General features: G+C 60.8%; 8 protein-coding genes. 2 read left to right on the top strand and 6 right to left on the bottom strand.

What is annotated here, in order from left to right:
* Positions 1–269 precede the first annotated feature (269 nt).
* Genes adeC through WBB95_RS22035 form a run of 3 tightly spaced genes read right to left on the bottom strand, consistent with a single transcriptional unit; the run spans position 270 to position 6,037 of the window.
* Positions 270–1,727 (bottom strand): AdeC/AdeK/OprM family multidrug efflux complex outer membrane factor, encoded by a 1,458-nt coding sequence (gene adeC / locus WBB95_RS22045; protein ID WP_424489495.1) that lies wholly within the window; start codon positions 1,725–1,727, stop codon positions 270–272.
* Positions 1,724–4,885 carry an efflux RND transporter permease subunit gene (locus tag WBB95_RS22040; protein ID WP_424489494.1) on the bottom strand — a complete coding sequence of 1,054 codons (3,162 nt, stop codon included), beginning with the start codon at positions 4,883–4,885 and terminating at the stop codon, positions 1,724–1,726. The genes adeC and WBB95_RS22040 overlap by 4 nt, the downstream gene beginning before the upstream one ends.
* A gap of 3 nt (positions 4,886–4,888) precedes the next feature.
* Positions 4,889–6,037, bottom strand: coding sequence for an efflux RND transporter periplasmic adaptor subunit (locus tag WBB95_RS22035; protein ID WP_424489493.1), 1,149 nt, complete (start codon positions 6,035–6,037; stop codon positions 4,889–4,891).
* Between the two features lie 265 nt (positions 6,038–6,302).
* On the opposite strand from WBB95_RS22035, the gene WBB95_RS22030 reads away from it, so the two are divergent.
* Positions 6,303–6,935: a TetR family transcriptional regulator gene (locus WBB95_RS22030; RefSeq protein ID WP_424489492.1), complete on the top strand. Its 633-nt coding sequence runs from the start codon at positions 6,303–6,305 to the stop codon at positions 6,933–6,935.
* A gap of 358 nt (positions 6,936–7,293) precedes the next feature.
* On the opposite strand, the gene WBB95_RS22025 is transcribed toward WBB95_RS22030, so the two are convergent.
* From WBB95_RS22025 to WBB95_RS22015, 3 genes are read right to left on the bottom strand one after another with little or no spacing between them, the layout of a single operon-like run.
* Entirely contained in the window at positions 7,294–8,349 is a 1,056-nt protein-coding gene (locus WBB95_RS22025) for an alkene reductase (RefSeq protein WP_424489491.1), read from the bottom strand.
* Positions 8,350–8,376: 27 nt separating this feature from the next.
* Complete coding sequence (locus tag WBB95_RS22020; RefSeq protein WP_424489490.1) at positions 8,377–9,543, bottom strand: MFS transporter; 1,167 nt, start codon at positions 9,541–9,543, stop codon at positions 8,377–8,379.
* Between the two features lie 14 nt (positions 9,544–9,557).
* On the bottom strand, positions 9,558–9,884 hold the full coding sequence (locus WBB95_RS22015; RefSeq protein WP_424489489.1) for an ArsR/SmtB family transcription factor: 327 nt from the start codon (positions 9,882–9,884) through the stop codon (positions 9,558–9,560).
* A gap of 154 nt (positions 9,885–10,038) precedes the next feature.
* Here WBB95_RS22015 and WBB95_RS22010 point away from each other — a divergent pair, with 154 nt between their 5' ends.
* The gene (locus WBB95_RS22010) at positions 10,039–10,623 is read left to right on the top strand and encodes an ACP phosphodiesterase (protein WP_424489488.1); all 585 of its coding nucleotides are present in this window, start codon (positions 10,039–10,041) and stop codon (positions 10,621–10,623) included.
* Positions 10,624–10,626: the final 3 nt, after the last annotated feature.

Raw genomic sequence — 10,626 nt, 5'->3', positions numbered from 1 at the left:
GGCATGCCGAGCCACAGCGAGGCACCGAGTGGAGGGGCAAGAGCGTTTTGCTTACTTTTGCGCTCTATCAAAAGTGAGCCGCTGTAAGAGCGGAACCAATACCCGCCTCGACCAAAAAAATGGATATGCCCCCGACCCACTCGTCAAACCGAAAGCAGCCATCCCAGGCAAGCCAGCTCCCACAATTGATCACCGGTACGAAAAAAAACGCGCCCCATAAAAAAACCGCCTCCGGTGAGGGAAGCGGTTCTCTATCTACAACGCTGCTATCAGAACAACTTCAACGGCGGCGCTTGCTCTTTCAACGGCTCATTCTTGGCCGTCTGCTCGTTCCAGCCACCACCGAGGGCCTTATACAAATTGACCTCGCTGTTGAGCTGCGCCAGACGATCAGTGATCAGCGATTGCTGGGCACTGAACAACTGACGCTGGGCATCAAGGAACGTCAGGTTGCTATCCACACCAATGCGGTAGCGACGCTCAGCCAGGCGGTAGTAATCCTGGTTGGCCGCAACAAAGCCACGCTGGGCATCCAGCTGCTGCTTATAGGTCTCACGCGCGGCAAGGCCGTCGGACACTTCCTGGAAGCCGGTCTGGATCGCCTTCTCGTAGTTGGCCACGTTGATCTCTTTCTGAATCTTCGAGTAGTCCAGGCTTGCGCGCAGGCTACCGGCGTTGAAGATCGGGATGTTGATCTGCGGGGCAAACGACCAGGTACCCGAACCGCCTTTGAACAGGCCGCCCAGGGTAGGGCTGGCGGTACCGGCACTGGCCGTCAGGCTGATGCTCGGGAAAAACGCCGCACGGGCCGCGCCGATATTGGCGTTGGCTGCCTTGAGGTTGTACTCGGCCTGCACGATGTCGGGACGACGTTGCAGCAGGTCCGATGGCAACCCGGCCGGCACTTCGCTGAGCAGGTCATCCGCCAGCGGTTCGCTGGTGATGTTCGCCGGCAGGCCGGTGCCCAGCAGCAGGGTCAGGCTGTTTTCGTCCTGAGCCACCTGGCGGGTGTAGCGCGCCAGCTGTACGCGGGCATTTTCAACCGAGGTACGCGCCTGGCTGAGGTCGAGGGCCGAGGCCACGCCGACTTCATTGCTGCGCGAGGTCAGCTTGTAGCTCTGCTCGAACGCGCCCAGGGTGTCCTGAGTCAGCTTGAGCAGTTCCTTGTCGGCCTGCCAGGTCAGGTAGGCGTTAGCCACGCTGGCCACCAGGCTGATCTGGGTGCTGCGACGCGCTTCTTCAGTGGCGAAGTACTTTTGCAGTGCTTCTTCACTCAGGCTGCGCACGCGGCCGAACAGGTCCAGCTCATACGAGCTGATCCCGAGGCCGGCCGAGTATTGGCTGGTGATGCCCGCTTCGCCGGTCTGCGACAGCTTGGCCGGGGTACGCGAACGGCTGCCGCTGCCCGTGGCCGAGACGGCCGGGAACAGGTCGGCACGCTGGATCTGGTACTGCGCCGCATAGGCGTCGATGTTCAGGGCCGCGACACGCAAGTCACGGTTGTTGACCAACGCAGTCTGGATCAGCTGCTGCAGGGCAGGGTCATGGAAAAACTGCTTCCAGCCCTGCTCGGCAGCGGCCTGGCCCGGCGCCTGGGCCGACGAATACGCCGGCCCCTGCGGGAACTGCGCTGCCACCGGCGCTTCGGGGCGCTGGTAGTCAGGGATCAGCGAGCAGCCACTGAGCACGAAGGCGGTGACGGCTAGGGAAAGTAGCGACTTGCTCATTGGCCAGCCTCTTTAGGAGTTTCAGTAGTGTCTTTCTTTTTACGCTCGCCGGCCGAGGACACGGTTGCATAGAACAGTGGCACCCAGAAGATCGCCAAGACGGTGGCCGTGATCATACCGCCAATTACGCCGGTACCGATCGCATGCTGGCTGCCTGAACCTGCGCCCGTGGACACTGCCAGTGGCAATACGCCGAGCATGAACGCCATGGACGTCATGATGATCGGGCGAAGACGCATGCGGGACGCTTCGATAGCCGCCTCGACGATGCCTTTGCCCTGCTCGTGAAGCTCTTTGGCGAACTCCACGATCAGGATGGCGTTTTTCGCCGCCAGGCCCACCGTCACCAGCAAGCCCACCTGGAAGAACACGTCGTTGGACAGCCCGCGCAGGCTGGTGGCGATCAATGCGCCGATCACACCCAGCGGCACAACCAGAATCACCGCGATCGGGATCGACCAGCTTTCGTACAGTGCCGCGAGGCACAGGAACACTACCAGCAGCGACAGGGCGTACAACGCCGGTGCCTGGGAGCCGGACAGACGTTCTTCGTACGACAGGCCCGTCCAGGAATAACCAACGCCAGCCGGCAGGTCTTTGGCAATGCGCTCGACTTCTGCCATCGCGTCACCGGTACTGTAGCCAGGCGCCGGAGTACCGAGGATTTCCATCGCCGCTACACCGTTGTAACGCGAGAGCTTCGGCGAACCGTAGATCCACTTGCCCGATGAGATGGCCGACAGGGGCACCATCTTCCCGGAGGTGCTGCGCACGTACCATTTGTCCAGGTCTTCCGGGGACATACGGCTGGCAGCGTCACCTTGCACGTACACCTTCTTCACCCGACCGCGGTCGATGAAGTCGTTGATGTAGCTGCCACCCAAGGCAATCGCCAGGGTCTGCTGGATATCCGCCAGGCTGATGCCTTGGGCACTGGCCTTCTCGTCGTCAACGGTCAGCTCGTACTGCGGCTCATCGTTCACGCCGTTGGGGCGCACGCCCGCCAGGATCTTGCTTTGCGCCGCCGCACCGAGGAACTGGTTACGTGCAGCCATCAGCTTGTCGTGGCCAACGCCACCCTGGTCTTGCAGGAACACGTCGAAGCCGGTGGCGTTACCCAGTTCGAGCACCGAAGGCGGCACGATGGCAAATACCATGGCGTCCTTGAAGGCCCCGAAGAAGTAACCCTGGGCACGCTTGGCCACTTCAAATACCGATTGGGTCGAATCACGCTCGCCCCACGGTTTGAGCATCACAAACGCGAGGCCAGAACTCTGGCCACGGCCGGCGAAGTTGAAGCCGTTAACGGTGAACACCGACTTCACGGCCTTGCCTTCGCCTGGCTCGCCTTCCTTGTCGTGCAGCAGGAAGGCACGCATGTCGTCGATGACTTTCTGCGTACGTTCAGCCGAAGAACCGACCGGCGTCTGCACCTGGGCAAAGATCACACCCTGGTCTTCCTCAGGCAGGAACGCGCTTGGAATACGGGTGAACATCCAGATCATGCCGGCAAGGATCAGCGCGTAGACCAGGAACGCCGGGATCTTGTGCTTGATCATCGCGCCTACGCCGCGCTCGTACTTGAGTACGCCGCTGTCGAAGGTGCGGTTGAACCAGCCGAAGAAACCGCGCTTGGGTTGGCCGTGTTTTTCCGGGTCGATCGGCTTGAGCATAGTGGCGCACAAGGCCGGGGTGAAGATCAAAGCAACCAGTACCGACAACGCCATCGCCGAAACAATGGTGATCGAGAACTGCCGGTAAATCACACCGGTGGAACCGCCGAAGAACGCCATCGGCAACAGTACCGCCGAGAGCACCAGGGCAATACCGACCAGGGCGCCCTGGATCTGGCCCATGGACTTGATCGTCGCTTCTTTGGGCGACAAGTGCTCCTCGGCCATCACCCGCTCGACGTTTTCCACCACGACGATGGCGTCATCCACCAGCAAGCCGATGGCCAGGATCATGCCGAACATGGTCAGGGTGTTGATGGTGAAACCGAACGCCGCGAGGATCCCGAAGGTACCCAGCAATACCACCGGAACCGTCATCGTGGTGATGATGGTGGCGCGGAAGTTCTGCAGGAACAGGAACATCACCAGGAACACCAGCACGATCGCTTCGACCAGGGTGTCAACCACACCGGAGATCGATTCGGTCACTACCGGGGTGGTGTCGTACGGCACCACAGCCTTCATGCCAGGCGGGAAAAACGGCTCAAGGGACGCCACGGTGGCGCGAATCGCCTTGCCGGTGTCCAGTGCGTTAGCACCGGCGGCCAGCTTGATCGCCATACCGGAAGCCGGCTTGCCGTTGAACTGCGCACTGATGCTGTAGTTCTGGCCGCCCAGTTCGATCCGCGCAACGTCGCGCAGGCGAACCTGCGAGCCGTCGGTATTGACCTTCATCAGGATCTTGCCGAACTCGTCAGCCGATTGCAGACGGGTCTTGCCGATGATGGTGGCGTTCAGCTGAGTGCCGGGCAGGGCAGGCAGGCCGCCCAATTGGCCGGTGGCCACCTGGACGTTCTGTGCCGAGATGGCGGCGCTGACGTCGACCGGGGTCAACTGGTAGTTGTTCAGTTTGGCCGGGTCGAGCCAGATACGCATGGCGTACTGGGAACCGAAGACCTGGAAGTCACCGACACCGGCAGTCCGCGAAATCGGGTCCTGGATGTTCGACACGATGTAGTTGGAGAGGTCGTCCTTGGTCATGCTGCCGTCTTCCGACACCAGACCGATCACCATCAGGAAGTTCTTCACCGACTTGGTCACGCGGATACCCTGTTGCTGCACTTCTTGCGGCAGCAATGGGGTCGCCAGGTTCAGCTTGTTCTGCACCTGAACCTGGGCGATGTCCGGGTTGGTACCCTGGTTGAACGTCGCGGTGATGGTCATGCTGCCGTCGGAGTTACTGTCCGAGGCGACATAACGCAGGTTGTCGATACCGTTGAGCTGTTGCTCGATCACCTGCACCACGGTGTCCTGCACGGTTTGTGCGGACGCGCCTGGGTAGGTCACCTGGATGTCGATGGCGGTTGGCGCGATGGCCGGGTATTGGTTGATGGGCAACTTCAGGATCGACAGTGCCCCGACCAGCATGATCACCAGGGCAATTACCCAGGCGAAAATGGGACGGTCGATAAAAAATTTCGACATGGATTACTCCCCTTTACCAGCATCGGCAGCAGGTGCTGCAGCAGTGCCGGCGGGTTTAGCGTTGTCAGCGTCCTTGACCTTGACTTCGATGCCCGGCTTGATGAACTGCAGGCCTTCGGTGATCACGCGGTCACCGGCGTCCAGGCCTTTTTCCACCAGCCAGTAGGCGCCGGCAGTGCGGTTGGCAACCAGGACGCGTTGCTCGACCTTGTTGTCCTTGTTCACGATCAGCGCAGTCGGGATGCCCTTGAGGTCACGGGTCACGCCTTGCTGCGGCGCCAGGATAGCCTTGCTGTTCACACCGGCTTGCAGTTGGGCGTGTACGAACATGCCCGGCAGCAAGGTGTGGTCAGGGTTCGGGAACACGGCGCGCAGGGTCACGGAACCGGTGGTCTGGTCGACCGACACTTCGGAGAACTCCAGCTTGCCGTCCTGGCCGTAAGGCGTGCCGTCTTCCAGGGTCAGCTTGACCTTGGCGGCGTTTTCGCCGGCCTTTTCCAGCTGGCCGCTTGCCAGGTCGCGGCGCAGCTTCAGCATTTCTGCCGAGGACTGCGTGACGTCGACGTAGATCGGGTCCAGTTGCTGGATCACGGCCATGGCGTCGGTCTGGCCATTGCTGACCAGTGCGCCTTCGGTCACCGAAGAACGGCCAATGCGCCCGGAGATCGGCGCGAACACTTTGGTGTAGCGCACGTTGATCTGGGCGGTTTGAACGTTTGCTTCGGCGGTCATGCGGTTGGCGACGGCGGTGTCGTATTCCTGACGGCTGACGGCTTGCTCATCGACCAACTGCTTGTAGCGGTCGGTGATGGACTTGGTCTGGGTCAGGCTTGCCTGTGCGCTTTTCAGGGTGGCGTCATACACCGACGGGTCGATCTGGTAGAGCTGTTGCCCTTCCTTCACGTCGGCGCCTTCCTTGAACAGGCGTTTGAGAATGATGCCGTTGACCTGAGGGCGAACTTCCGCAATGCGGTAGGCGGTGGTGCGGCCTGGCAGTTCGGACGTCAGGGTAAAGGCTTGCGGTTGAATAGTGACCACGCCGACCTGAGGGGTTTGAGCGGGCGGAGCCGCTTCTTCCTTTTTACATCCGCTGAGCAGCGATGCCAGGGCGACGGCAGTGACCAGAGCGGTAACAGCTGGCTTAAGTTGCATGAAGATCCTCGGGTCAGGCGCGCAGAGTGCGCACAAGAAGTGTGGAAGGGTAAAAAACAAGCTGTGAGTAGATAAGTAGCTTGCTACGCAATATACTTACGTTCATGGTTGTTTGTAAACTCTTGACAGGCTTCGCGAAATGTTGACAAAGCAACGCCCGAAGCCTCGATTTTAGTACGTTCGGTGCCCATGACGGTGCCGTCCCACAATTATTCAGATGATGGTCCAGCACCATCCACAGTGTCCTGATTGAGGTTTTACTGCCATGGTTCGTCGCACCAAAGAGGAAGCTCAGGAAACGCGCAGCCAGATTCTCGAAGCCGCCGAACAAGCCTTTTATGATCGCGGCGTAGCACGCACCACGCTGGCGGACATCGCCGCCTTGGCCGGGGTGACGCGTGGCGCTATCTATTGGCATTTCAGCAACAAGTCCGACTTGCTCCAGGCGCTGCTCGACACGCTGCACGAGCCTCTGGACGAATTGGCCAGGGCGAGTGAGAGCGAGGATGAAGTCGACCCGCTGGGCTGTATGCGCAAGCTGTTGATCCATCTATTTCACCAAGTGGCCCTGGACCCGAAAACCCGGCGCATCAACGAGATTTTGTTTCATAAGTGCGAGTTCACCGATGAAATGTGTGACATGCGTCGCCAGCGCCAGACTCACAGCCTGGAGTGCAACCTGCGTATCGGCCTGACATTGCGTAACGCGGTCCATCGCGGGCAACTTCCGGAAAATCTCGACACGGCCCGTGGTGCGGTGTGCATGCATGCCTACATCAACGGGCTGATTGGCCAGTGGCTGCTGGTGCCCGACAGTTTTCAGCTCCATCAGGACGCCGAGCGCTGGGTTGACGCAGGGCTGGACATGCTGCGCCTGAGCCCCAGCCTGCGCAATTGAGACAAAATGCGTAATTGCGTCCAGTTGTGTCAACAGTAAAGTCTAGAGACAGTCAATCGTCCCTTCGCCTTATGGGTGGGGTGACTTTATATACGGGCTGGCGGGTGGTTGATAGGTAGCCGCCTAAGTATTTTGTAGCAATATTGTTGCAAGCCTGTGAAGGAATGTTTCCTGAGGCGTCGCAAATTCAAAATGTGGGAGCTGGCTTGCCTGCGATGGCATCACTGCGGTTTGACTGAGACACCGCGGTGCCTGCATCGCGGGCAAGCGCGAATCCCACATTCGATCTCTGGTGTTTTCCAGCGTGCAGTAAAAAGCCCCGGTTCTTGCGAACCGGGGCTTTTTGCGTTTCAGGCGATCAGAGCGCCAGGGTTGGGTAGTCGATGTAACCGACCGGGCCCTTGGCGTAGAAGGTTTCCGGATGCGCTTCGTTCAGCGGCGCATCGGCCTTCAGGCGAGCTGGCAGGTCGGGGTTGGCAATGAAAGGTACGCCGAACGCCACCGCATCCGCCTTGCCCGACGCCAGCCAGGCGTTAGCGCTGTCTTTGGTGAAGCGTTCGTTGGCGATGTACGGGCCGCCGAAGGCTTTTTTCAGTTGCGGGCCAAGACTGTCGCCGGCTTCTTTCTCGCGCGAGCAGATGAAGGCGATACCACGTTTGCCCAGTTCGCTGGCAACGTAGGTGAAGGTTTCCGCCAGGTTGTCGTCGCCCATGTCATGGGAGTCAGCGCGCGGTGCCAGGTGCACACCCACGCGGCCGGCGCCCCAGACGTCGATGGCGGCGTCGGTCACTTCCAGCAGCAGGCGAGCACGGTTTTCCAGGGAGCCACCGTAGATGTCGGTGCGCTGGTTGGTGCTGCTTTGCAGGAACTGGTCGAGCAGGTAGCCGTTGGCGCCGTGGATTTCCACGCCGTCAAAGCCTGCGGCCTTGGCGTTTTCGGCACCGACGCGGTAAGCGTCGACGATGTCGGCGATTTCAGCGGTTTCCAGGGCGCGCGGGGTTGGGTAGTCGGCCAATGGGCGAACCAGGCTGACGTGGCCTTTAGGCTGGATGGCGCTCGGCGCCACCGGGGTTTCGCCGTTCAGGTAGGACTCATGGGAGATCCGGCCGACGTGCCACAGTTGCAGCACGATCTTGCCGCCCGCGCCGTGTACGGCCTTGGTCACATTGGCCCAGCCACGCACCTGGTCGTTGGACCAGATGCCCGGGGTGTCCGGGTAGCCCACGCCCAGCGGCGTCACGGAAGTGGCTTCGCTGAGGATCAGCCCGGCGGAAGCGCGTTGTACGTAGTACTCGGCCATCAGCGCGTTGGGCACGCGACCGGCGTCGGCACGGCAGCGGGTCAGCGGCGCCATGATGATGCGGTTCGACAGTTCCAGGTCGCCCAGTTTGATCGGATCGAAAATAGTCGTCATGAAAAACACCTTTCTCTTTGAAGTTGATCAGTTGGTCGCAGGGGCCAGGTCGGCATCGCCGCTCTGACGGAAAGTAATCAGGGTCACCAGCAGGGCCAGAATCGCCAGGGCTGCGGCCGCCAACGGCACGCTGGTCAGGCCGAAACCGTGGGCAATTACGCTGCCGCCGATCCAGGCACCGAGGGCGTTGCCGACGTTGAAGGCGCCGATGTTCAGGGTGGACACCAGGTTGGGCGCCGCCTTGCCGAAGGTCACCACGTTGATTTGCAGCGCCGGTACGGCGGCGAACGAGGCAGCGGCCCACAGGAACAGGGTGATTTCAGTCGGGATCACCGCGACGCTGGTCCAGGTCAATACCGTGGAAACCACCGCCATGCTGATGAACACGCCGATCAGGGTGGCCGCCAGGCGTTTGTCCGCCAGTTTGCCGCCGATGATGTTGCCCACGGTCAGGCCCAGGCCGATCAACAGCAGGGTCCAGGTCACGCCTTTGGGCGACACGCCGGTGACGTCGCCGAGCAGCGGCGCGACGTAGGTGAAGAGGGTGAACATGGACGCTGAGAACAGCGCGGTCATGGTCAGCGACAACCAGATACCGGCCCCCTTGAGGGCTTTAAGCTCGGCGCGCATGTCGAGTTTTTCTTCGTCACGCTTGGCCGGCAGGAAGCGGATCAGGCCGATCAGCGCCACCACACCAATCACGGTCACGGCCCAGAAGGTCGAACGCCAGCCAGCGGCCTGGCCCAGCGCGGTGCCCAGCGGCACGCCGAGCACGTTGGCCAGGGTCAGGCCGGTGAACATCAAGGCCACGGCTGACGCACGTTTGTTGGCCGGCACCAGGTTGGCAGCAACCACCGAACCGATACCAAAGAACGCACCGTGGCACAGCGCGGTGACCACACGGGCAAACATCAGCACGTTGTAGTCGCTGGCCAGGGCGCAGAGCAGGTTGCCGACAATAAAGATGCCCATCAACGCTACCAGGGCGGCCTTGCGGGGCAGCTTGGCGGTGGCCAGTGCCATGAACGGCGCGCCGATGGCCACGCCCAGGGCGTAGCCGGTCACCAGCCAGCCGGCGCCGGGAATCGATACGCCCAGGTCCGCCGCCACATCGGGCAGCAAGCCCATGATGACGAACTCGGTGGTGCCGATGGCGAAGGCGCTCAGGGCCAGTATGAGTAGCGAGAGGGGCATTATCGTTTCCTTGGTTACAGCGGTTCGATGATTTCAGCGCTGAGTTCAGTCGTGAGCGCCGTGAGGAAGGCTTGGATCGCTTCCTCATTGCGTTTGAAAAAGTGCCACTGCCCGGCCTTCTGGCTGCTGATCAATCCCGCCCGCTGCAACGTGGCCAGGTGGGCCGACACGGTCGACTGGGACAAGCCGCAGCGCTGGTCGATCTGCCCGGCGCAGATGCCGTATTCGTGGTTGTGCACTTGCTCGGGGAACTGCACTTTCGGGTCTTTCAGCCAGGTGAGGATGTCTCGTCGTACTGGGTGCGCCAGGGCTTTTATTATTTCGTCGAGGTCGATGGACATGGCAGGTGCTCGGTTTCTTAAAACGTTATATCGCGATGAGGCGAACTTTAAATCGGTCTATCCCGATATACCAATATGATTTTGGTCTTAAGCCAGGCTAAATCGGTATATCGGGTTATAACGATACGTTTGCGGCAGTGATAGACTGCGCGCCATGAATTATCTCGCACATCTGCACCTGGGCGGCCAACTTCCTGCGCAACTGCTGGGCAGCCTCTATGGCGACTTCGTCAAAGGCCGCCTGCTGGGCCACTACAGCCCGCAAATCGAGTCGGCGATCCAGCTGCATCGCTCCATCGACCGTTTCACCGACAGTCACCCGTTGGTGGGGGAGGCGTTGTCACGCTTCACGTTGACCCGAAAGCGCTACGCGGGGATTGTCCTCGATGTATTTTTCGATCACTGCCTGGCGCGGGATTGGGCGCTGTATGCCGACCAACCGCTGGAGCGCTTCACGTCGCAGGTGTACCGCGTACTGGCCGCCGAACCGCAGTTGCCGGGGCGGCTGGCGCAGATTGCACCGTATATGGCGGCGGATGATTGGCTGGGCTCGTACCGCGAGTTTGAGGTGATGGAGCAGGTGTTGCGCGGGATTTCGCGGCGCCTGACACAGCCTGAGGAACTGGGCCATGCCATGCAGGAGTTGCGGGTGTTGTATGAGCCGTTGAGTGAAGATTTTCGGGTGTTCTATCCAGAGCTGCAGGCATTTGCACAGTCCCACCTGGCTGCCGGGATCTAAAAG

Origin of the sequence: Pseudomonas sp., from assembly GCF_049645325.1 — a bacterium.
GTDB lineage: Bacteria > Pseudomonadota > Gammaproteobacteria > Pseudomonadales > Pseudomonadaceae > Aquipseudomonas.
The sequence above is the reverse complement of the archived record's forward strand: the minus strand, read 5'-3'. Positions and strand labels throughout refer to the sequence as shown.